This window comes from Micromonospora sp. NPDC047762 (assembly GCF_043204655.1).
Lineage (GTDB): Bacteria > Actinomycetota > Actinomycetes > Mycobacteriales > Micromonosporaceae > Micromonospora.
In genome coordinates, this window is record NZ_JBIDCQ010000002.1 from 381,547 (window position 1) to 403,735 (window position 22,189).

The window sequence follows — 22,189 nt, forward strand, 5'->3', positions numbered from 1 at the left end:
CCGGCGGCTCACAGCATCTTCTTGGTTCGCGACTGCGGGGCTCGCAAACCCCGGCTCGCTCCTCGCGCTCACAGCGGCAGCTCAGCGCGGATCTCGGTGGGGCCGCCGGTCGGGCTGACCACCATCAGTTCGCCACCCGCGGCCCGGACCCGGTCGGCGATGCCGGCCAACCCGTGCCCCTTCGCCAGGTGCGCGCCGCCCTGCCCGTCATCGCCCACCCGCACCTGCAGGTGGGTGCCCCGCCGGGTCACCGTCACAGTGGCCTCGGTGGCCCGGCTGTGCTTGGCGACGTTCGTCAGCGCCTCGGACACCACGAAGTACGCGGTGTTCTCCACCGCCGGGTCGAGCCGCCCGGCCGGGGTGCCGAGCTGCGGGTCCACCTGGAGCTCGATCGGGATCAGCCCGCGGCCGGCGATCGCGGCCAGGGCGCTGGGCAGGCCCCGGTCGACCAGGATCGGCGGGGCGATGCCCCGGGACAACGCCCGCAGCTCGGCAAGCGTGTCCCGGGTCTGGCTGACCGCCTCGTCGATGGTCTGGCCGGCCGCGTCCGGGTCCGAGGCGAGCTGCATCCGGGCTCGGCTGAGGTCCATCGCCAGCCGGACCAGGCGCTGCTGGGGGCCGTCGTGGATGTCACGCTCCAAGCGGCGCAGAGCGGAGGCCTCGGCGGACACGGCGGCCCGCTTCTGCTCCTCCAGCACTGTGATCCGGTCGCGCATCTCGGCCACCCCGGTCAGCATGGCCTTGGCGAAACTCGCCTGGAGCAGTGCGCAGCCCCGCACCACGATCGGCAGGGTGATCAGGAAGAACACCCCGAGCGCGGTGTTCAGCCCGATCCGGGCGGTGGTCGAGTCGCCCAGGCCGAGGAGCTGCGCCAGATCCTGGTCACCCTCACCGGACGGGTGGGGCAGAGCCCAGTCGTAGGCCCAGTAGAGCGAGCCGGCGATCGCCGCGGCCCACCACGACAACGTGACCACGAAGGTGCCCACCGCCGTGATCAACCGCAGGATGCCGTGCGCCAGGTCGAGCCAGGACTGGGCGTCCCGGATCGGCACGAAGATCCGGCGCCAGGCGTTCGCGCCCGCCTCGGGCAGCCGGTAGTTCGGCCGGATCCGGGGCTGCCGGAGCACCGCGGCCATCCGCAGCCGCTCGATGTCGGCCAGGCCACGGGCGGCGTACAGGGTGCCGCTGAGGATCGGCAGGCCGATCACCGTGACGACCAGGCCGACGCTCACCGACAGGCCGACGACGAGGACGATGAAGCTGGCCAGCCCCAGGGGCAGGCCGAGCAGCACGTACCCGGAGTCGACGAAGAGCTGGCGGGGGATGCTGGGTGCCAGCGTCGGTCGGTCGCTGGTGGCGGCAACGGCGGTCATGCCCAAAGGCTAGGCATGTGGCCTCGCCGACCCCATCCCGAAACCCCGCCTCTCCGCCGTAGTGCTACCCCCACCCCACCCGTCCCACCCCCACCCCACCCACCCCCCACCCCCACCCCACCCCACCCCGCCCCACCCCACCCCCACCCCGCCGCACGGCGTCGATCTTGCAGTTTGTGTTGGTGAATTGCCCTTGAATGGGCGAGAAGCGAGAGCAGTAAGTGCAAGATCGCGGGGCGTGGCGGTGGGGCCGGCGCGGGATTGGTCAGAGAAGTCGGGATTGAGCAATAATCGCCCGGGCGGTGAGCGGACCAGGCCGTTCAATCGATCTTGTGGAATGGAGGGGCTGGTGAGGTCGCGCCACGCAGCGACAAGATCGCGATTTGTGCACGTCTTCACAAGCGCCTACGCTGTGACTCCGACGCGCCCTGCTAGCACAGCCGGCAATCTCGGTCGCCAGCGGGAGTCCACAAACGGCCGACCAGCGGAGTTGGCCGAGGATCGCACCGCACGGAGTCTCATGAGTCAGCACCGTCACCCAGGCGCGCCCGGCCGCGCCGGTGCCGTACCGGCGCTCCCGGATCTGCCCGAGGCGACCGTCGCTCGGCTCCCGGAGTACCTGCGCGCGCTGCACAACCTCGCCGACACCGGGCACGAGACGGTCTCCAGCGAGGGTCTCTCCGCCGCCGCCGGGGTCAACTCCGCCAAGCTCCGCAAAGACCTTTCCCACCTCGGCTCGTACGGCACCCGGGGCGTCGGCTACGACGTCGCGCTGCTGATCGAGCAGATCGAGTATGTGCTCGGGCTCACCCAACGTCGGGCGGTCGCCCTGGTCGGCGTGGGTAATCTCGGTCACGCTCTGGCCGGCTACGACGGCTTCGCCAGCCGGGGCTTCCGGATCGCCGCACTGCTCGACGCCGATCGCTCACGGGTCGGTGAGGAGATCAACGGCCTGGTGGTCAGGCATGTTGACGACCTGCCGACGGTCGCCGCGGAGGAATCCCTCGCGATCGGCGTGATCGCCACCCCGGCCGCCGCCGCCCAGCAGGTCGCCGACCAACTGGTCGCCGTCGGCGTGACGAGCATCCTCAACTTCGCGCCGTGCGTACTCTCGGTTCCGGAGGGGGTCGACGTGCGCAAGGTCGACCTCGCCATCGAGCTGCAGATTCTGTCCTTCCACGAGCACCGCAAGGCGTCGCTGACCGCGCTGCCCGCCACCGGCGGGTCCGCTCTCACGGCCCTGCCGGGCGGGTTCGCGGCCACCGATACCCAGGAGGCGATAGGCACGTGAAACTGCTCGTCGTCGGCGCGTCCTACCGGACCGCCCCGGTCGCCACGCTGGAGCAGCTGGCCGTGCCCCCCGCCGACCTGACCCGCACACTGGACCGCCTGGTAGCCCAGCCGTACGTGGCCGAGGCGGTGATCGTCTCCACCTGCAACCGGGTGGAGGTCTACGCCGCCGTGTCCGGATTCCACGGTGGGCTCGGCGACGTCTGCGCCGTGCTGGCCGAACAGGCCGGCAGCTCGCCGACGGCGCTCGCCAGCCACCTGTACGTGCACTACGACACAGCGGCCGTGGACCACGTCTTCCGGGTCGCCACCGGTCTGGACTCGATGGTGGTGGGCGAGGCGCAGATCCTCGGCCAGCTGCGTGACGCGTACCACTGGGCCACCGGCGCCGACTCGGCCGGCCGGCTGCTGCACGAGCTGATGCAGCAGGCGCTGCGGGTCGGCAAGCGGGCCCACGCCGAGACCGGCATCGACCGGGCCGGCCAGAGCGTCGTCACCGCCGCCCTGGAGCTGGCCGCCGGGCACCTCGACGGCGACCTCGTCGGCCACCCGGCCCTGGTGGTCGGCGCCGGTGCGATGGGTTCGCTCGGGGTGGCCACGCTGTCCCGGCTGGGCGCCGGGCCGCTCACGGTCAGCAACCGGGGCGCCGACCGGGCCGTCCGGCTCGCCGAGTCGTACGGGGCGAGTGCCGCGCCGATGACCGAGCTGGCCGACACCCTCTCCACAGTGGACATCGTAGTGGCCGCCACCGCGTCCACCGAACCGGTCCTCACCCGGTCGGTGGTCACCGCGGCGCTGGCCGAACGCGACAGGTCCCGGGGCTCGCTGGTCCTGCTCGACCTTGCCGTTCCGCGCGACGTCGAGGAGGGCGTTGCCGAGCTGCCCGGCGTCGAGGTGATCGACATCGACCGGATGGCGGCGCTGCTCGCCGACGGCCCGGCGGCTGCCGACGCCGCAGCCGTCGAACGCATCGTCCTCGGCGAGGTGGAGGGCTTCCTCACCTGGCTGCGCGGCGCCGACGTGGCACCCACGGTGGCCGCGCTGCGCGGCCGGGCCGACGACGTTGTCACCGCCGAGCTGCGCCGACTGGCCCAGCGTCGCCCCGACCTCGGCGACGACCTGCGGGCCGAGGTGGCCCGCACGGTGCACCGGGTGGTGCAGCGGCTGCTGCACCAGCCCACCGTCAAGGTTCGCCAGTTGGCCGCGGAGCCCGGCGGCGACCAGTACGCGGCACTGCTGCGCGAGCTGTTCGACCTCGAGGTGCCGCAGACCTCGCCGGTGGACACCGTCCCGGACGTGCTGACCCCCGACCTCGGCATGGCGCTCCCCGGCACCGACCCGTTGTCCGGAGCCGACGCCGCCGAGCCCACCCCACCCAGCGGAGGTGCGCGATGACCGCCCCACTGCGCCTCGGCACCCGGGGCAGCGCCCTGGCGATGGCCCAGTCCGGCCAGGTCGCCGAGGCGTTGACCGTCGCCACCGGTCGCCCCGTCGAACTGGTCGAGGTGGTCACCGCGGGCGACCGCTCCAACGCGCCGGTGCACCGGCTGGGCGTCGGTGTGTTCGTATCCGCACTGCGCGACGCGCTGACCGCCGGGACGATCGACTTGGCGGTGCACTCGTACAAGGACCTGCCCACGGCCGCCGCCGGTGGGCTGCACATCGCGGCGGTGCCGGCCCGGCAGGACCCGCGCGACGCGTTGGTGGCCCGCGAAGGCCGAACGCTCGCCGAATTGCCGCCCGGGGCCACTGTGGGCACCGGCGCGCTGCGTCGGATCGCCCAGTTGCACGCCCTCGGCCTGCAACTGGAGGTCACCCCGATCCGCGGCAACGTCGACACCCGCCTGGGGCGGGTGCTCGGCCCCGAAGCCGATCTCGACGCCGTCGTCCTGGCACGGGCCGGTCTGGCCCGACTTGGCCGACTCGACGTGATCACCGAGTCGCTGGACCCGATGCTCATGCTGCCCGCTCCCGCTCAGGGCGCGTTGGCCGTGGAGTGCCGGGTCGACGACCGGGACCTGGTCGAGCTGCTCGCCGTGCTCGACCACGCACCGTCGCGTTCCGCGGTCACCGCGGAACGCGCGTTTCTGGCAACCCTGGAGGCCGGGTGCAGCGCACCCGTCGCCGCCTATGCCGAACTCGCCGAAGGCGAGACCGGCGATGAGATCTACCTGCGCGGGGCGGTGATCAGCCCGGACGGCACTCGTGACCTCCGGCTGTCCCGCACCGGAACGCCCGCCGACGCGGCGGAGATCGGTAAGGCACTCGCCGCCGAACTCCTCGACCTCGGCGCCGACTCGATCCTCGGCCACGAAGGACACACCGGCCCGGGGACCCAGCAATTTGGGAGCACAGAATGACCCGCACCCGTAAGCCCGTCGGCCGTATCGCGTTCGTCGGGGCTGGCCCCGGTGACCCGGGCCTGCTGACCCGTCGGGCCCACGACGCCCTGGTCGACGCCGACCAGGTGATCTACGACCGGGGAGTCCCGGAGTCGTTGCTCGCCGTCGTGCGCGCCGAGGCCTCCGCTGATGCCGAGTTCACCCCGGCCGAGGGCGCGCCGGGGGACGTGGCGAAGGTGCTCATCTCCGCGGCCCGCTCCGGGCTGAACGCGGTGCACCTGGTCGCCGGCGACCCGTTCGGGCACGACTCGGTGGTCAAGGAGGTGCAGGCGGTGGCCCGCACCGCCGCCCACTTCGAGGTGGTGCCCGGTGTTGGCCAGGCCGAGGGCGTGGCCACCTACGCCGGGGTCCCGCTGCCGGGTGTGCGTACGGCCGCCGACGTCGAGGACGTCAGCGTGCTGGACTTCGAGGCGTTGGCCACGGCCGTCGGCCGGGGTTCGCTCGCGCTCGCCGTGGACGCCGGTGACCTCGCTGCCGTCCGGGACGGGCTGCTCGCCGCCGGGGTCGACGGCACCACCGGCGTCGGGGTGACCGGCGACGGCACCGGCGAGACCCAGTACACGACCACGTCGACAGTGGACAGCTTCGTGGCCGCCGCGCTCGGCTTCACCGGCCGGGTGGTGCTCACCGTCGGTGTCGGCGTGGGGCAGCGCGACAAGCTGAGCTGGTGGGAGAACCGCCCGCTGTACGGCTGGAAGGTGCTCGTACCCCGGACCAAGGAGCAGGCCGGCGCGATGAGCGCCCGGCTGCGCGCGTACGGGGCCATCCCGTGCGAGGTGCCGACCATCGCGGTCGAGCCGCCGCGTACCCCGGCGCAGATGGAGCGGGCGGTCAAGGGCCTGGTCGACGGCCGGTACGCCTGGGTGATCTTCACGTCGGTGAACGCGGTCCGCGCGGTCTGGGAGAAGTTCGCCGAGCACGGCCTCGACGCCCGGCACTTCGGCGGCGTCAAGATCGCCTGCATCGGTGAGGCCACCGCGGACTCGGTCCGCGCGTTCGGCATCCAGCCGGAGCTGATCCCCGCCGGGGAGCAGTCCTCGGAGGGCCTGCTGGCCGAGTTCTCGCCGCACGACGAGATCCTCGACCCGGTGGGCCGGGTGCTGCTGCCGCGCGCCGACATCGCCACCGAGACGCTCGCCGCCGGGCTCACCGAGCGCGGCTGGGAGGTCGACGACGTGACCGCGTACCGGACGGTGCGGGCCGCTCCGCCGCCCGCCGAGATCCGCGACGCGATCAAGTCGGGCGGGTTCGACGCGGTGCTCTTCACCTCGTCCTCCACCGTGCGCAACCTGGTCGGCATCGCCGGGAAGCCGCACGCCCGGACCGTTGTTGCCGTCATTGGGCCCAAGACGGCGGAGACCGCGACGGAGTTCGGCCTGCGCGTCGACGTCCAGCCGCCGCACGCCTCGGTGCCCGACCTGGTGGAGGCGCTCGCCGCCTACGCCGTCGAACTGCGGGAGAAGCTGGCCGCCATGCCGGCCAAGCAGCGCCGTGGCTCGAAGGTGCAGGGCCCGACCGCTCTGCGCTTCCGGTAGTCGTTCGAGGAGGGCCTGCCATGTCGTACCCCGAGATCCGGCCCCGCCGGCTGCGCCGCAACCCGGCGGTCCGCCGGCTGGTGTCAGAGACCCGGGTCGACCCGGCCGAGCTGGTCGTGCCGATGTTCGTCAAGGAGGGGCTGACCGAGCCCCGCGCCATCGGGTCGCTCCCGGGGGTGCTCCAGCACTCCCGGGACTCGCTCCGCAAGGCGGCGGCCGAGGCGGTCCAGGCCGGTGTCGGCGGGATCATGCTCTTCGGCGTGCCGGAGCAGCGGGACCCGACCGGCTCCGGCGGCATCGACCCGAACGGCATCCTCAACGTCGCCATCCGCGACGTGGTGGCCGAGGTGGGCGACGCCACAGTGGTGATGAGTGACCTGTGCCTCGACGAGTTCACCTCGCACGGGCACTGTGGGCTGCTCACCCCCGACGGTGAGGTCGACAACGACTCGACCCTGGCCGCCTACGCCGACATGGCGGTGGCCCAGGCCGCCGCCGGGGTCGGCATGGTCGGGCCGTCCGGGATGATGGACGGCCAGGTCGGCGTGGTACGCCGAGCCCTCGACGCCGCCGGGCACCAGGACGTCTCCGTGCTGGCGTACGCGGTGAAGTACGCCTCCGCCTTCTACGGCCCGTTCCGGGAGGCGGTGGAGTCGGCGCTGGAGGGCGACCGGCGCACCTACCAGCAGGACCCGGCCAATCTGCGTGAGTCGCTGCGCGAGGTCGCGTTGGACGTGGCCGAGGGCGCCGACCTGGTGATGGTCAAGCCGGCGCTGCCCTACCTCGACGTGGTGTCGGCGGTGCGGGCTGCGGTGGACGTCCCGGTCGCCGCCTACCAGGTCTCCGGCGAGTACGCGATGGTCGAGGCGGCCGCCGCGAACGGCTGGATCGACCGCGAGCGGGTCATGCTGGAGACACTCACCTCGATCAAGCGGGCCGGTGCGCAGGTCATCCTCACCTACTGGGCCGTCGAGGCTGCTGGCCTGCTCCGCCAGCGCTACTGAGCGGTTCGTCCGCGGCCATCCTCTCCCGCCGTGCGCCGATCGTGGCGCGCCCGGTTCGGGCTCCTGACCGCGGCGGATACCGGCTCCTGACTGCGGCGCATCCCACTGTGCGGATCGCTGGCTCCGATGTCTCCACGACTGCCTTTGCTCTGCACCCGCGGATGCGCCGGCTGTCTTGCTGGCGCGCTTCAGAGTGGCCGGCGGGGTGGCGCATATCAGGGTGCAGAGCAAAGGGGATAGGTCAGGGATTGCCTCCCCGCTCCGTCGCGCGGACGACGTGCTGCTCAAAGCCCACGACTTCGTCGCCCGAGCGGAAGCCACCCTCGCCACGATGACGGTTGTCCCGTTGTCCACAGGTCCTTCCGTTGTCCACAGGCCAGCCGAACGGGACTGCGAGAAACGGGGCGAGCCGGGACGGTGGAGGCATGGACGACCTACCGAGCGAGCCCTCCGACACCCTATGGCCGATCGTTGGCGTCGTCCGGGCGGTCCGTCGCCACGCCGACCTCAGCCAACGTGAGCTGGCCCGACGGGCAGGGGTGCACCACGCCACCATCGGTCGCATCGAGGGCGGTCGGACTGTTCCGAGCATCGAGCTGCTCTGCCGGATCATCGACGTCGCCGGGTGTCGGCTGGCCGTCGTCGACGACCTCGGCCGGGTGCTCCTGCCGATGCGGGACTGGGAAGACACGCGTGACGGTGCGGGGCGCCGCTACCCGACGCACCTGGACACCATTCTCGACCCGAAGCCGGGGGAGTGGTGGGCGGACATCTACGGGCTGGCCCGCCCGCCCGAGACGTTCTACCGCAACCGGGAGGTCCGTGACGCGATGCGTCGGCGTAGCCAATGGGAGGTGCGGGTAGCCAAGCACCGCGGCGATCCACCACCGCCACAGCTCTGGCGGTACGACTGACCGCGGGACGGACGACGGCCCGCCGCCCCCGGGCGGGGTTCGGCGGGCCGTCGGCGACCACTCCAGAATCAGTCGTCGTTGGTGATCGTTCCGGTCGCGAGTGGATCAGCCAGCCGCAGGCCGGGCACGCCGGCCACCAGCAACGTCAATTTCTCGTCCGCCTCCCGCTTGCGGTCACCGCGCACCGAGACCGGGAACGCCACCGACGTCTGCCCAGCGGCCAGCACCTTGCAGCCGGCGTACGGGTCGAAGTCCGAGCCCACCTGCGCCGTGACGCCGACGGTCGCGGCGCAGAGCAGCACCGACTGGGACAGCGGCCGAGACACGGTGGCGGTGAAGGTGAGCTGCCGGGTGCCCTGGTTGCCCTCGGCCACCGCCGAGTCGGCCACTGTCAACGACGCCCGGGACCGGAACCGCGCCACCTGCGGGTCGTGGTCACTGGAACCTCGCGACCCGTCACCGGCGAACTCCGCCGGCCAGTCGGCGTTGATGTGCGCCGCCCGCACCTGCACCAGGTCGCTGTGGAGCGCGTCGTTGACGAACAGGTGGTCGAGAGTCTGCGCCTGCCCCTCGAAACTGTACGAGTAGGCCGAGGCCGGCGCTTCCGCGACGAGGTCGTCCCACAGGTTGCGCAGGCCCGCCTCGTAGAGCGGGGCGAGCTGGTCCGACGGCGTGGGCTGCTCACCGGTCGCGATGGGATCGTCCGGGCGGGGGAAGACGTTCAGGTCCCCGCCGTAGACCACCCGGGCGGCCGGGTCGGCCGCCTCGATCGCGGTGACGATCGCCGCACCGTAACGCGCCTGCTCACGCCGCTGCCCGACCCGGCTGTCCGGGCCGGAGGAGTAGTGGTTGCTGAGCGCGTACAGGGTGAACCGCTCGGCCGAGCCGGGCGCCGCGGCCACGCTGAACTTGCCCAGCTGCGGAGCACGGGTGAAGACGTTGCTTCCGTCCCGACCGGTCGAGGTGTCCACGTCCGCCGGCAGCACCGCGTTGAGGGCCTTCGGGTTCTGCACGTCGGCGTTGGTCGGCAGCCCCGCAGCCCGGTACTGAACGGTCGGTGTCGCCCCCAGCAGGGGGTCCGCCGCCGTCGCGGCCGCCAGCGACACCCGGTCCGTGCGGTACAGGAAGGCCGCGGTGATACCGCGAGCGTCCGCGCCGGTCCGGTCATAGGCAGCGGCGTACGCGGGCCCACCGGCCGCCGCCACCGCGAGTGCCAACTCCTGGATGCTGTCCGGGGCACCATCGGCGTTGTTGGTGTCGCCGCAGCTCAGCGCCGTCCCGGAGATCGTGCAGATGTCCTGGTCCTCGGCCTCCTGCACCAGGATCAGGTCCGGTGCGTGCAGGTCCTTGACGATCTGATCGGCGAGGGCGGCCAGTTGCTCGCGGTATTCCGCCTCGCTGGCCGGGACGTAGTCGAACGGCGGGGAGACACCCACGCAGCCGGCGTTACCGGCGAAGTCGCAGCCGTCGAACGGGTCGTCGCGGTAGTCGTACAGGTTCTCCACGTTGTAGGTGGCCACGGCCACCTCCTGCGACCGGTCGGCCGGCTTGGGCGGGTTGTTCCTCGACGGGTCGGCCCCGGCGGCGAACTCCGCCCGCTCGACCTGGACGCCGTACTTCTCGAACGAGTAGTAGACCCCGCCCACCGCGTCCGCCCGCAACGTGTCGAAGGTGTGCGCCGGCGGGAGCAGCGCGGCGCTGTCCCCGGCGGTGGCCTTCACGCCCATGCTGCCCAGCAGCGTCCGCTGGCCGTTGCCGTCGTCGAATCGGCGGGTCGGGTCGTTGTCCAGCGGGTGCGAGTCACGGAAGACCCGCCGGGAGTACGGGTCGGCGCGGTCCAGCAGCGGGTCGTCGCGGTCGACCACCCACAGCTCCGCGTCGGCGGTGGAGGAGAAGACGTCCCGGCCGCTCACCGCGCCGCTGCCCGCGCGTACCCGCATCCGGGAGCCCTCGTGCCGCTCCCAGAAGCGCTGCGCGTCGGTCAGCACAGCCGGCGGCACCGCGTCGGCCACCGCGACCGCGGTGTCCACGACCAGCCCACCGCCGATGAGGCGGACCAGCGACGCGCCGGAGAGCTGGGTGAAGTTGTAGTACTCCGACACCCGGGCCCGCAGCACGACCTCGTCGCCGACCGTCGGCACGTACCCGCCGATCAGCGAGGAGAACGTACCCATGAACACGAAGATGCCGTCGGAGCTGGTCGGATCGCCGTCGGTGTCACCAACGCGGCTCTGCAGGAAGAAGCCGTGCTGCTCCGCTCCGGCCGAGGTGCGGGCCAGGGTCAACTGGGTGATCACGCCGCGTACGTCGTACAGGGCGCTGCTCGTGCCGTTGCCGCTCGCCGGTGCGAGCGGTGACCGGTCGCTCGGACCGGACTCGGTGTCGGTGGTCGGACCCTGCACCTCTCCGACGGTCAGCTCCCGGGTCACCTGCACCGCCAGCGCGCAGCTCGCGGTGCCACCGCCCGCGTCGGTCGTGGTCACTGTGACGGTGTACGCCCCGGCGGCGAGGTCGGCGCTCACACCGACCGTGGCGCGGGCGGTGCCGCCCACCCCGTCGGCGGGGGTGAACGCGGTACGGGTGATCGAGCCGGAGGTCGGGCTCGGGCTGACCGCGGTCACCGCCAGGTCGACGATCGTGTCGTCGGGGTCGGCGGCGGTCACCTCGCGGCTCGCGGCCGTGCCGGCGGCGGTGACCAGCGGCCCGCCGCAGGTCAGCGTGGCGGGCACGTCGACCGGGCCGCCGCCGTCCACGGTGTGCGCGCCCAGCCCGTCGAAGGTGTCGACGGGGAAGCCGGCCCACTGTGCGGCGGGGTCGAACGCGTCCGACGGGTCGGTGTCACCGGCGGCCACGCTCGCCAGCCGGCGCAGGGTGTTGTCAGCGGTGCTGGTGACACCGGCGCCCCACTCGGTGCCCGGGTCGACGCCCACCTGGCCGATCGAGTCGAGCACTGTGGTGCCCCGGCGCAGCACTATCGCGTCGTCACCGTTGAAGAGGCTCGCCCCGGTGGTCTGGTCAGCCTGGGCGAGGATGGCGGCCCCGGCCGAGGCGCTGGCGAACACGAACGCGTCACCGGCCGCCACACTGCCGGTCAGGGCGATCGTGGTGGCCGTGGTGGAGCCGTTGAAGTAGAGCTGCAACTGGTAGCCACCGGCCGCCAGGTCGACGGCGGCGCCCGTGCCGTTGAACAGCTCGATCGCCTTGTTGTTCGACGAACCCTCGACGTACTCCGAGATGAACAGGTCGGTGGGCGCGGCGCTGGCCGCGGTGGGTGCGACGCCGAGCGCCGTGACTGTCACGGCGGCGGTGGCGGTCGCGAGCGCGGCGATTGAGCGGCGCGGGCGCATAGGGCCTCCACGATGGGTGGATGGGGTCAACGCACGTTAAGGTGCGCGACTGTCCACCGTCCATCCCCTAATGGACAGTTTCGTGAATTTCTCAGCGCGGTGGATCGAGGCGGTGCACCAGCTCAGCGACGTCGACGCTGTATTCGCACCAGTCCCGGTCGGGGCGGTAGCCCAGCTCAGCGTTGACCTTCAACATCGCCTCGTTGGCCTGCGCGTTCCAGGTCTGCACCTCGATCAGCTCCGGCTCGGCGGAGCGCAACTCCAGCAGCATCCGCGCCTTGATCGCCCGATCGATGCCATAGCCCCGGTGGTCCTGCGCGACGATCGTGTCGTACTGGTCGGCGCGGGTCGGGTGCTGCGCCGGCACCACCACCTCGGTCAGGCCGGCCACCTCGCCGCTCTGCTCGTGCCGGGCGAGCACGATGTACGGCTTCATGCCCCGTCGGTGCAGCGTGTCGAGGCTGTCCCGCAGTCGCTCCGGGTCGTAGGAGCTGGGGCGCAGCTCACCGTCGTCGACGTCGCGCACCTCGGCCTTGGCCCGCGCGTACGCCTCGATCAGGTCGTCCGGCGGCCCGCCCGGGAAGAACTCCAGCTGGTAGCCCGCCCCGATGCCGGTGGCCATCTCGGCCAGCTCGGCCCAGTCCACCGCCGTCAGGTCGAGCACGCTGCGCGTCTCCACGTACTCCCGGGTGAAGCCGAGCGCCTCGTAGAACCCGACCGCCGGCGTGTCGCCGACAACCTCGACCCCGATCGACTGGAAGCCTTCCTGGTAGACCCGGCGCGCGGCACGCAGCACCAGGTCACGGCCGAGGCCGGTGCGTCGGGCGGACGGGTGCACCAGCACCTCGAGCACGCCGATGTCACCCAGAAGGAGTACGTGCACCTGGCCGATCACAGCGCCCGTGTCGCCCGGATCCGTCGGCTCGGCCTGGGCGATCCAGGAGATCCGCCGCTCGCCGGGCATCACCTCGGCGAGGTACTCCCGCAGCGAGGCCTCCCGCCAGGGCGGATCCTGCGGCAGGTCGGCCGCCAGGACCGCGTTCAGCGTGGCCAACAGCGACGCGATCTCGGCGGACGACGCGGTCCTGGGGTCCCACTCGCGCACCATCACCCGTCTAGCTTGCCGCTAACAGAGGCCCGGGGGAAGTGTCCAGTTCTCCAACGTATCGAGACGATCACTTCACTAGCGACTGGCCCGTCCGTACCGGTTCGCGGTGTCGTAGACGTCCTGGGCGTACCGCCGTACGTCGTTGTAGGAGAGGATCGCGTTCCACCAGTCGCCCGCGATGCTCAGGTTCCGGCCGCCCTTGCAGAGGTAGTTCCCCGCTGCCAGTGCCGCGTCGTCCAGGTCATGCGGGTCCTTGACGCCGTCGTTGTCCGCGTCCGCGCCGATCTCCTGCCAGGTGGTCGGGATGAACTGCATCGGCCCGATGGCGCGGTCGAGGGTCGAGTTCCCGTCGAGCGCCCCACGGTCGGTGTCGATGATCCGCATCCGGCCGTCCTTGCCGTCCAGCGGCAGCCCGAAGATGTTGGGCACCGCCTTGCCGTCCTGCCCCAACTGCGCCCCGTTGGTCGACCCGTGATCCGATTCGACCTTTCCGATCGCGGCCAGCGTGGTCCAGCTCAGCGCACAGCTGCGGTTGGTCTGGGCGAGCACCAGCTCGGCGTAGCCGTACGCCTGCATGGCTACCGCCGGGACACCGACCTTGGCACCGACCTGCTGCGCCCAGCCGGCCAGGGCATCCGACGGTCGGCCACCGACCACCGACCCGGTCGGGAGCCCGTTGCCGGGCAACCCGCCGGAGGGCAGCGGAAGGGTCGGCAGCGGTCCGGTCGGCAGCGGCCCGGTGGGCAGCGGGCTGGTCGGCAGGCCGGAGGGCATCCCAGGCGCTGCCACCCCGCTCGGCGCGGCCGAGGCGTCGACGGCGACCGGGCGCGGTGCACGGATCGTGGCCGGTACGAGCAGCGCTCCCACCGCGCCGGTCGCCGCCACCAGTGCCAGCAGGAAGACACCGGGCAGGGTCAGCCGACCACTCGGCCGGCGCGCCCACGCGCGGGTCGCCTGGGTCGCTGCGGCTGCTGCCCGACGGGGTTGCAGCCGTACCGCGTGCGCGAACTGCACCCGCCGTCGGCGGGCCGGGTCGGACGCCGGCACGGCCGGGATCTCATCCACAGTGGTCTTCGCCGGATCTGCGGCGTCGGCTTTCGCGTCCTTGGCCTCGGGGGTGTAGGCCTTACCGGCTTCGGCCTTCGCGTCCTTGGCCTCAGCGGTCTTGGCCTCACCGGTCCTGGCCTCATCGGTCTTGGCCTTCGCGGTGTCGACCTTCGCGTCCTTGGCCTTGCCCGTCTCGGCGTTGGCTGCCGCAGCGAGGGGGTCGGCTGCGGGGCTTGCGGTCGGGACAGATTCGGCCGGGACCTCCGGGCCGGCGGCGCGCGAGTCCGGTTCGGACCCGGCGGAGTCGGCTGCGGAGGACTTCGCCGCTGGCGGAACCGCCGTGGCGGCTGGTGGCGTGGTGGCTGGTGACGTGCCCGGCGCGCCGGCGGAACGCCCGCTCAGCCAGGGGCGGCGGGGGCGGGGCACCTTGCGCGCCTGGTCGGGCGCTGCCCCGGAGCCTTCGAGCGGCCCGTCCAGCGGCGCGGCCGGTCGTAACGGTTGCACACGCGTGTCGTCCTCGCCGTCCACCACCTGTCGAGTATCACCCATGCTCCGCGAACCGTCAGATCCACGTACCCTGGGTGGCATGCCCCGGTACGAGTTCCGCTGCCGCGCCTGCGGCGACACCTTCGAGGTCAACCGTTCGATGGCGGCGGCCGGTGAGCCGGCCAGCTGCCCTCAGGGACACGCCGACACGGTCAAGCTTCTTTCCGCGGTCGCGGTCACCGGTCGCAGTGGTGGTGCCCCGGCACCCGCCGCTGGTGGTGGCTGCTGCGGCGGCGCCTGCGGCTGCTGATCGGGTCAATTCGCCGCCGCCTGGTGGGCCAGCCTTGCCGGGAGCGGGTCCGAGTGGCACGTTGAGGCGGCACTTGCCCGGCCGTTCTCACGATGTGTGATCGTTCGGACTCAGGCAGCATGAACCCGACGTCACGGGCGGAGGTTCCTCGCATGTCGCCACGGATCCAGCTCCCGAGCGGTTGGGTGACCTTCGTATTCACTGATATCGAGGGCTCCACACGGCTGGCTCAGCTGCTCGGCCCGGACTACCGCCCGGTGCTCGCCGAGCATCGACGGCTGCTGCGCCGCACGCTGGCCAGCACCGGTGGCGCGGAACTGCTGACCGAGGGCGACTCGTTCTTCCTGGCCTTCGAGGAAGCTTCCGCGGCGATGACCGCGTGTCTGACCGCTCAGCGGGCACTGTCCAGCCACGACTGGCCCACCCCCGAAGCCGCGCCCCGGGTGCGGATGGGCCTGCACACCGGCTATGCCGAGCCACGTGACGGCGAGTACGCCAGCGCCGAGGTGCACCGGGCCGCCCGGGTGGCGGCCGCCGCGCACGGCGGGCAGGTGCTCTGCACGGCGTCCACCGCCCGTCGGGCCGATCCGATGCCGCCGGGTGCGACCCTGCTCGACCTGGGGCTGCACCGGCTACGCGGCTTTGACGACCGTGAACGGCTGTTCCAACTCGTCGCACCGGGTCTGGAGCGACAGTTCCCCCGGCCCCGCACCGCTGACGCGGTGGCGCACAACCTGCCCACCCAGGTCACCTCGTTCGTCGGCCGGCAGGCCGAGCGCATCGAGCTGAGCCTGCTGGTGCGTCAGAACCGCCTGGTCACCGTGCTCGGCGCCGGCGGCGCGGGCAAGACCCGGCTCGCGGTGGAGTTGGCCAGCGGAGTTGTCGAGGCGTACCCGGACGGGGTCTGGTTCGTCGACATCGCCTCGGTGACCGACCCGGGGTTGGTGGCGTTCGCCATCGCCGCCGTGCTCGGCCTGCGTCCCGAGCCCGGTCGGCCGATGCTGGACACCCTCGTCGAGTACGCGGCCGGCCGTCGGATGCTGGTAGTACTGGACACCTGTGACACCCAACCGGCCGCCTGCGCCGAGGTGATCGCGCGGCTGCTGTCCGGTGGAAGCGGCGTACGGGTGCTGGCCACCAGTCGCGAGTCGTTCAGCCTGCCCGGCGAGGTGGTGTGGCGGATTCCGCCGCTCTCGGTCGACCCGCGCGCGGACGGCGCGGAGAGCGACGCGGTGGCGCTGCTGCTGGACCGCACGGCGGCGGCCCGTGGTGGTCGGCAGCCGGACCCGGCCGAGTCCGCCGACCTGCGGCGGGTCGTGCAGCGGTTGGACGGCCTGCCGCTCGCCATCGAGCTGGCCGCCGCCCGGCTGCGGGTGCTCTCGGTCGGTCAGCTCGCCGAGCGCCTGGACGACGTCCTCGGCACCCTCGACGCCGGCCGGGAGGACCCGGATCCGCCGCCGGTGGAGCGGGGCTGGTCCGGCAACCAGCAGGACACCGTGGACCTGGTCGCTGCGGCCGCCGGGGCGTCGCCACCCTCACCGGCGAGCCGAGCGGTGCAGCGCTCGGCCACCGAACGGCATCTGACCATGCAGGCCACCGTCACCTGGTCCTACCGGACGCTGGGGCCCCGGGCCGCCCGCCTGCTGCGGTGGCTGGCGGTCTTCGCCGGCCCGGTGGATCTGGCGACGGTGGAGTGGCTGCTGGGTGACGATCCGCTGGACCCGCTGTCGGTCCTGGTGGACAAGTCGATGGTGTTGGCCGAGCCGCGTGCCTCCGGCAGCACCTACCGGATGCTCGACCCCATCCGTGCGTACGCGGCGCGACGGCTGGCCGAGGCGGGCGAGGAGCAGGCCGCCCGGGACCGGCACGTGGCCTGGTCGGCGCACGCGTTGGACCGGGCCCACCTGGGCCAGGACGGCCGGCCGGTGACGCTGTCGCTGTATGCCCTCGATCCACTGGCCGGGGAGCTGCGCGCCGCGCTGCGGTGGTGCGCCACCGGCGGCAGCGCCCGTGCGGGTCTCGGCTTGGCGGGTGGGCTTGACCAGTGGTGGCTGGAGCGGGGCCTGGCCCGCGAGGGGCGGCTGTGGCTGTTCCGGCTGTACGGACGGATCGCTGAGACGGGGGAGCGGATCCCGGAGGCGGAGCTGGCTGCGGCGTACCACATGCATTCGCTGCATGCCAGCGCCGACGGTGAGTTCGCCGAGGAACTGCGCTACTCCCAGCGGGCGGAGGCAGCGGCCCGGCAGGCCGGCGACGCGGGTTTGCTGGCTCGGGTGCTCGCCGGCAGGGCGGCGCCGCTCGTCGACATGGGGCAGTTCGCCGAGGCCGAACGGGTGTGCCGGGAGGTCATCGACTGGGCGCACGGGCAGGACGTGGTCGGCGAGGCTCTGTTCGCGGTCTTCAGCCTGGCCGAGCTGCTCTGGCGGCGGGGTGCCCTGGAGGAGGCCGCAGAGCTGCTGGGCGCGGTGCGTCCGGTGGAGGCGGCCCGGCCCGTGGAGCGGGGACGGCGTTCGGTGGACATGCTGCTCGGCATGGTCGCGCTGGCCCGCGGCGACGTGATCGCCGCACACGAGCATCTGCTGGTGGCGCTGCGCTCCCGGATGGGTCACGGCTACCACGGGCGGGCGTGCGACACCTTGAACGCGGTAGCGGTGCGCTGCGCGATCGGCGGGGAGCGGTTGACCGCCGCCCGCCTGTTCGGAGCGGCACAGGCCACCCGGGCGAGCATGCGGGCCACCCCCGGCATCTTCGGGGGTTACTGGGCCGAGCAGCAGGGGGAGTTGCGCGCGGTGCTGGGCGACGCGGCCTTCGACGACGCGTACGGCGAGGGTGCGGAGCTGGGGCTGGACGAGGCCGCAGCGCTGGCACTCGACGTGGAACACCCGGACCTGGCGGCGGACTCGACCCGCTTCAGCACCGGCCTGTCCCAACCAACCCCCCGCCGTCCCGCCGACCCCGACCGCCACCCAGCCACCCGAACCGAACGCGCCTAACCCCACCCAGCCCCACCCTGCCTCGCCCCTGCCCTCCTCCCTCGCGCCCTCGCCCCGCCCCCCGGCCTTGCCCTGCCCTGCCCCGACCCGCCGATCTTGCTCTTTCTGTTGTGAGATACCGGTGCCAAAGCGGCATATCGACAACCGAAAGTGCAAGATCGGCGGGCCCGGGCGCGGGCGCGAGCGCGAGCGCGAGGTGCGAGGTGCGAGGGCGTGGGGTGGGGCGCGGGGCGGGGAGTGCGGGTGGGGGTGGGGGTGGGGGTTAGTGGGTTGCGGCGTTGGCTTCGGCTTGGGCCTTCATTCGGGCGGCGCGGTCGATGTCGGCCTGCTGGACGGCCGCTACCGAACCGAAGATGCTGACCGCCTGGTAGTAGGTCCAGGCCAGGCTGTAGCAGGCCGGCCGAACGACCGAGTTGTACGTGGTGCAGACACGCTTCAGGTCCTCGTAGAAGGCGTTGTCGAGGCGGGACTTGTTTGCGGAGAACTGGCCGACCGCCTTGTAGTTGCGGTAGCCGAAGTCGTGCCGGTAGCAGCCCAGGTTGAAGGTGAAGCCGAGCGGGTTGTCCGGGCTGGACGAGCAGTAGTCGGTGGACCAGTTGAAGTTGTACTCGGCCCAGGGTGCCCGGTTGACCCGGGCGCTGTTCCACGAGTTGTAGCTGGACGCGCTGGTCTGGGTCCAGCTGGACAGCACGGAGAGCTTCTGGGCGGGGGTGACGGCGGCGGCGGGTGAGGCGATGGCGAGGGTGGCGAGCAGCGCTGACGCGCCCGAGGCGAGCAGGGTGGCGAGACGTCGGGGCACGGGTTACCTCCGCGGGGGTGAGCGGGTGGGACGGAAGTTACCGGCGGGTTACCGGATGTCGATGAGTGTCGATCAGCTGATCAACTAGGTGGTATGCGCATCGCCAACTATTGGTGACATACGTCGAAACAGACGAATGCCCCGGACGCACGAGGCGTCCGGGGCATTCCGAGGGATGGTCAGCGCAGGACGAATGCCGGCGGGCTGGCGGGGCTCTCGTTGGCCGACCGGTCCACCGCGGTCAACTGGTAGGTGTAGCGCCGACCGGGCTCGGCCGACGTGTCCACCCAGGACTGGACGTTGCCGGGCGTGGCCCGGACGCTCTCGACCAGGTGCGCGGCGTCGGCAGTGGCGCACCGGCCGGGCAGGGTGGTGCCGTCGAACCGGTAGATCGCGTACGAGGTGGCGGTGCCGAGCGGGCCGACGCCGTCGGCGGGTTGCCGCCAGGTGAGCCGGACCCCGTCGGCCTGCCGCGTCGCCTTGGTGACCACCGGGAAGAGCAGCGGCCGCGCCGGCAGGTGGGGCATGGCCGGCACCAGCGCCGGGCGGGAGTAGTGCTCACCGGCGTAGATGTCGGTGGCGCCGAGCCGGTTGGCCCGTACCTGCACCGCGGAGAAGTGCACGTTGCCCCGCACCTCCGGGTACGACCGGTTGAGCGTCAGGTGGTCGGACAGCTCACGCGGGTTCTGCCAGTACGGCCCGTACGCCGGGTCTCCGCTCTTGTAGTCGGCCTGGCCGATGTAGAGCTGCACGCGGGTGCCGCGCACCGTCTCGGCCCACCACGGCACGAGGCGCGCGTAGTCGGCGGCCGGGTACTGGCCGATGTACCAGTAGAGCTGCGGCACCACGTAGTCGATCCACTCCTGCTTGATCCACTTACGGGTGTCGGCGGAGATGATGTCGTACGACTGGCTGCCGGTGGTGTCCGAACCGAGCGGGTCGGCGGTCTTGTTGCGCCAGATGCCGAACGGGCTGACCCCGAACTTCACCCACGGCTTCGCCGCCTTGATCTTGCCGTTCATCTCCTGTATCAGGAGGTTGATGTTGTCCCGCCGCCAGTCGGCCCGGTCGGTGAAGCCCCGGTTGTGGGCCGCGAAGGTCGCGTCGTCCGGCACCTGGTACGTGCCGCTGGGGTAGGGGTAGAAGTAGTCGTCGAAATGGACGCCGTCGATGTCGTACCGCTTGACTGCGTCCATCATGGCGGTCTGGACGAACTCGCGTACCTCGGGGATTCCGGGGTTGTAGTAGAGCCGGCTGCCGGCCACGCCGGCCGGTGGGTAGGCGAAGGTCCAGTCGGGGTGCTGCTGGGCCGGGTGGCCGGGGGCGAGCTGGGCGAGGTCCGCGCCGGCGCCACCGGGGGCCGGCATGGAGACACGGTACGGGTTGAACCAGGCGTGGAACTCCAGGTTCCGCTTGTGCGACTCGTCGACCAGGAAGGCCAGAGGGTCCCAGCCCGGGTCCTGGCCGCGTACCCCGGTCAGGTACTCCGACCAGGGCTCGTACGGCGAGGGCCAGAGCGCGTCGGCGGTGGGCCGGACCTGCACCACGACGGCGTTGTGGTGCAGTCGCCCGGCCAGGTCGAGCAGCTCGCGGTACTCGGTCTGCTGCGCGGCGATCCGGTCGGGGCTGGTCTGGGACGCCTTGCTGGGCCAGTCGATGTTGACCACCGACGAGATCCACATGGCCCGGAACTGCCGTTTCGGGGTGGCCGGGTCGGTGGCGCAGGTGGTGGTGGTGGTGTCGGCCGCGCTGGGCGCGGCACTCGCGGGGGTGGCGGTGACGAACGTACCGAGCAGGGCTGTGACCAGCCCGGCGACTCCGAGTCGGGTGGCTTTCATGCGGTGTGTCCCTTCGTTGGGGCTCCCGGATGTTTCGCGCGGTGCGCGGCAAGATTCGCCGTCGATGTCCGCGTTGCTGGTAGGAAATTTTCACAATCTGGCCGACGCCGCAAGAGTTCGTGGTTGACCAATCGCTCCGCTGGGTAGCAACGCCGGTCACCGGCCGCCACGGGGTGGTCGCACGGTGGGAGGGGTGACCGGGTGTCCGTGCTGCGCACAAAACCAATCAAGGACGTGATAGCCCAGGGTGAGGCGGACGGCAGCGACGGCCAGTTGGGGCTGAAGCGACGGCTCGGCGCGATCGACCTCACCGGCTTCGGCATCGGCATCGTGATCGGCACCGGCATCTTCACGCTCACCGGGATCGAGGCCCGGGACAGCGCCGGGCCGGGCGTGGTGATCTCCTTCGCCATCGCCGGCGTGGTGGCCCTGCTCGCCGCCCTCTGCTACGCCGAGCTGGCCTCCAGCGTGCCGACCGCCGGCAGCGCCTACACCTACGCGTACGCCACGATGGGCGAGATCGTCGCCTGGATCATCGGCTGGGACCTGCTGCTGGAGTTCGCTCTCGGCGCCGCGGTGGTGGCCCGAGGCTGGTCCGGCTACCTCGCCGAACTGCTCGACCTGCCGACCCGCTGGTTCGGCGAGGAGGGCAGCACCGTCAACGTGGGCGCCATCGCCATCGTGCTGATCCTCGGCGTCGTGGCGATCGTCGGCATCCGGGAATCCGCCCGGATCACCAACCTGCTGGTGCTGGTCAAGGTGGCCATCTGCGTCTTCGTGGTGGTAGCCGGGCTGTTCTTCGTCAAGGCCGCCAACCTCACCCCGTTCATCCCGCCGGCCGAGCCCGCCGGGAGCGGCGACGACGGCATCAAGCAGCCGGTCACCCAGGCGCTCTTCGGGCTTGAGCCGTCGGTCTTCGGCTTCGTCGGGGTGCTCAGCGCCGCCGCCGTGGTCTTCTTCGCGTACACCGGCTTCGAGGCCGTTGCCAACCTGGGCGAGGAGACGCGCAAGCCCAAGCGGGACCTCACCCTGGGTCTGCTCGGCACGCTGCTGATCTCCACTGTGCTCTACATCGGCGTCTCGCTGGTGGTGGTCGGGATGGTGCCGTACACCGAGATCGACCGGGGCGCCCCGATCGCGTCGGCCTTCGAGTCGGTCGGCGCGGGGTGGGCCGCAGTGCTGGTCTCCATCGCCGCGGTCGCGGGCCTGACCAGCGTCATCCTGGTCGACCTGGTGGCGATGGGCCGGATCGGCTTCGCCATCGCCCGGGACGGCTTGATCCCGCCCTCGATCGCGAAGGTGCACCCGCGTTGGGGCACCCCGTACCGGATCTCGGCGATCATGACGGTGGCGGTCGCGCTGCTGGCCGGCTTCCTGCCGCTGTCCGCGCTGGCCGACCTGGTCAGCATCGGCGCGCTCTGCGCGTTCGTCCTCGTCTCGGTGGCGGTGCCGATCCTGCGCCGCAAGCGGCCGGACCTGGAGCGGCCGTTCCGGGTGCCGTTCTCACCGGTGTTGCCGATCGTCTCGGCGCTGGCCTGCTTCTACCTGATGCTCAACCTGTCGGTGGAGACCTGGCTGCGGTTCCTGGCCTGGATGCTGCTCGGCGCGCTGATCTACTTCGGCTACGGCTACCGCCGCAACCGGCTGGCCCAGCACGAGCCCGCCGTCGCTCCTCCGACCCCCCGTGAGCCGACTGCCTGACCCGAGGGTGCGGAAGGGCCCGATCTGCGGGGCCCTTCCGCG

15 protein-coding genes are annotated in these 22,189 nt (G+C 72.0%); 9 read left to right on the forward strand and 6 right to left on the reverse strand.

The features are described 5' to 3' along the window. Window positions 1-68 precede the first annotated feature (68 nt). Window positions 69-1,373 (reverse strand): sensor histidine kinase, encoded by a 1,305-nt coding sequence (locus tag ACGF3C_RS07315; RefSeq protein ID WP_357231396.1) that lies wholly within the window; start codon window positions 1,371-1,373, stop codon window positions 69-71. A 520-nt stretch (window positions 1,374-1,893) separates the two neighbouring features. Between ACGF3C_RS07315 and ACGF3C_RS07320 the strand changes: the two genes are divergently transcribed. The 6 genes from ACGF3C_RS07320 (at window position 1,894) to ACGF3C_RS07345 (ending at window position 8,518) form a co-directional block, all read left to right on the forward strand. Further along, window positions 1,894-2,664 carry a redox-sensing transcriptional repressor Rex gene (locus ACGF3C_RS07320; RefSeq protein WP_357229207.1) on the forward strand — a complete coding sequence of 257 codons (771 nt, stop codon included), beginning with the start codon at window positions 1,894-1,896 and terminating at the stop codon, window positions 2,662-2,664. Continuing rightward, window positions 2,661-4,058: a glutamyl-tRNA reductase gene (locus ACGF3C_RS07325; protein ID WP_393219687.1), complete on the forward strand. Its 1,398-nt coding sequence runs from the start codon at window positions 2,661-2,663 to the stop codon at window positions 4,056-4,058. The genes ACGF3C_RS07320 and ACGF3C_RS07325 overlap by 4 nt, the downstream gene beginning before the upstream one ends. Continuing rightward, window positions 4,055-5,023, forward strand: a complete 969-nt coding sequence (gene hemC / locus ACGF3C_RS07330) for a hydroxymethylbilane synthase (RefSeq protein WP_357229210.1) — start codon at window positions 4,055-4,057, stop codon at window positions 5,021-5,023. The genes ACGF3C_RS07325 and hemC overlap by 4 nt, the downstream gene beginning before the upstream one ends. Beyond that, window positions 5,020-6,600: a uroporphyrinogen-III synthase gene (locus ACGF3C_RS07335; RefSeq protein WP_355005750.1), complete on the forward strand. Its 1,581-nt coding sequence runs from the start codon at window positions 5,020-5,022 to the stop codon at window positions 6,598-6,600. Before hemC ends, ACGF3C_RS07335 begins: the two co-directional genes overlap by 4 nt. Window positions 6,601-6,620: 20 nt before the next feature. Then, window positions 6,621-7,604: a porphobilinogen synthase gene (hemB, locus tag ACGF3C_RS07340; RefSeq protein WP_355005749.1), complete on the forward strand. Its 984-nt coding sequence runs from the start codon at window positions 6,621-6,623 to the stop codon at window positions 7,602-7,604. Between the two features lie 425 nt (window positions 7,605-8,029). After that, window positions 8,030-8,518, forward strand: a complete 489-nt coding sequence (locus tag ACGF3C_RS07345) for a helix-turn-helix transcriptional regulator (RefSeq protein WP_357229216.1) — start codon at window positions 8,030-8,032, stop codon at window positions 8,516-8,518. A gap of 68 nt (window positions 8,519-8,586) precedes the next feature. On the opposite strand, the gene ACGF3C_RS07350 is transcribed toward ACGF3C_RS07345, so the two are convergent. The 3 genes from ACGF3C_RS07350 to ACGF3C_RS07360 form a co-directional block, all read right to left on the reverse strand. Then, window positions 8,587-11,865 carry a lamin tail domain-containing protein gene (locus tag ACGF3C_RS07350; protein ID WP_393219693.1) on the reverse strand — a complete coding sequence of 1,093 codons (3,279 nt, stop codon included), beginning with the start codon at window positions 11,863-11,865 and terminating at the stop codon, window positions 8,587-8,589. A 91-nt stretch (window positions 11,866-11,956) separates the two neighbouring features. Next, the gene (locus ACGF3C_RS07355; RefSeq protein ID WP_393220749.1) at window positions 11,957-12,973 is read right to left on the reverse strand and encodes a GNAT family N-acetyltransferase; all 1,017 of its coding nucleotides are present in this window, start codon (window positions 12,971-12,973) and stop codon (window positions 11,957-11,959) included. Window positions 12,974-13,048: 75 nt separating this feature from the next. Continuing rightward, complete coding sequence (locus tag ACGF3C_RS07360) at window positions 13,049-14,569, reverse strand: lytic murein transglycosylase (RefSeq protein WP_393219696.1); 1,521 nt, start codon at window positions 14,567-14,569, stop codon at window positions 13,049-13,051. A gap of 37 nt (window positions 14,570-14,606) precedes the next feature. Here ACGF3C_RS07360 and ACGF3C_RS07365 point away from each other — a divergent pair, with 37 nt between their 5' ends. Both ACGF3C_RS07365 and ACGF3C_RS07370 read left to right on the forward strand, forming a co-directional pair. Beyond that, entirely contained in the window at window positions 14,607-14,816 is a 210-nt protein-coding gene (locus tag ACGF3C_RS07365; RefSeq protein ID WP_357233008.1) for a zinc ribbon domain-containing protein, read from the forward strand. A 152-nt stretch (window positions 14,817-14,968) separates the two neighbouring features. Then, window positions 14,969-17,809 (forward strand): ATP-binding protein, encoded by a 2,841-nt coding sequence (locus ACGF3C_RS07370; RefSeq protein ID WP_393219700.1) that lies wholly within the window; start codon window positions 14,969-14,971, stop codon window positions 17,807-17,809. A 262-nt stretch (window positions 17,810-18,071) separates the two neighbouring features. On the opposite strand, the gene ACGF3C_RS07375 is transcribed toward ACGF3C_RS07370, so the two are convergent. Then, complete coding sequence (locus tag ACGF3C_RS07375; protein WP_355005744.1) at window positions 18,072-18,608, reverse strand: phospholipase; 537 nt, start codon at window positions 18,606-18,608, stop codon at window positions 18,072-18,074. A 179-nt stretch (window positions 18,609-18,787) separates the two neighbouring features. Further along, window positions 18,788-20,446 carry a glycoside hydrolase family 10 protein gene (locus ACGF3C_RS07380; RefSeq protein ID WP_393219704.1) on the reverse strand — a complete coding sequence of 553 codons (1,659 nt, stop codon included), beginning with the start codon at window positions 20,444-20,446 and terminating at the stop codon, window positions 18,788-18,790. A 201-nt stretch (window positions 20,447-20,647) separates the two neighbouring features. Here ACGF3C_RS07380 and ACGF3C_RS07385 point away from each other — a divergent pair, with 201 nt between their 5' ends. Next, a complete protein-coding gene (locus ACGF3C_RS07385; protein WP_357228802.1) occupies window positions 20,648-22,147 on the forward strand; it encodes an amino acid permease in 1,500 nt (499 codons plus the stop codon). Window positions 22,148-22,189: the final 42 nt, after the last annotated feature.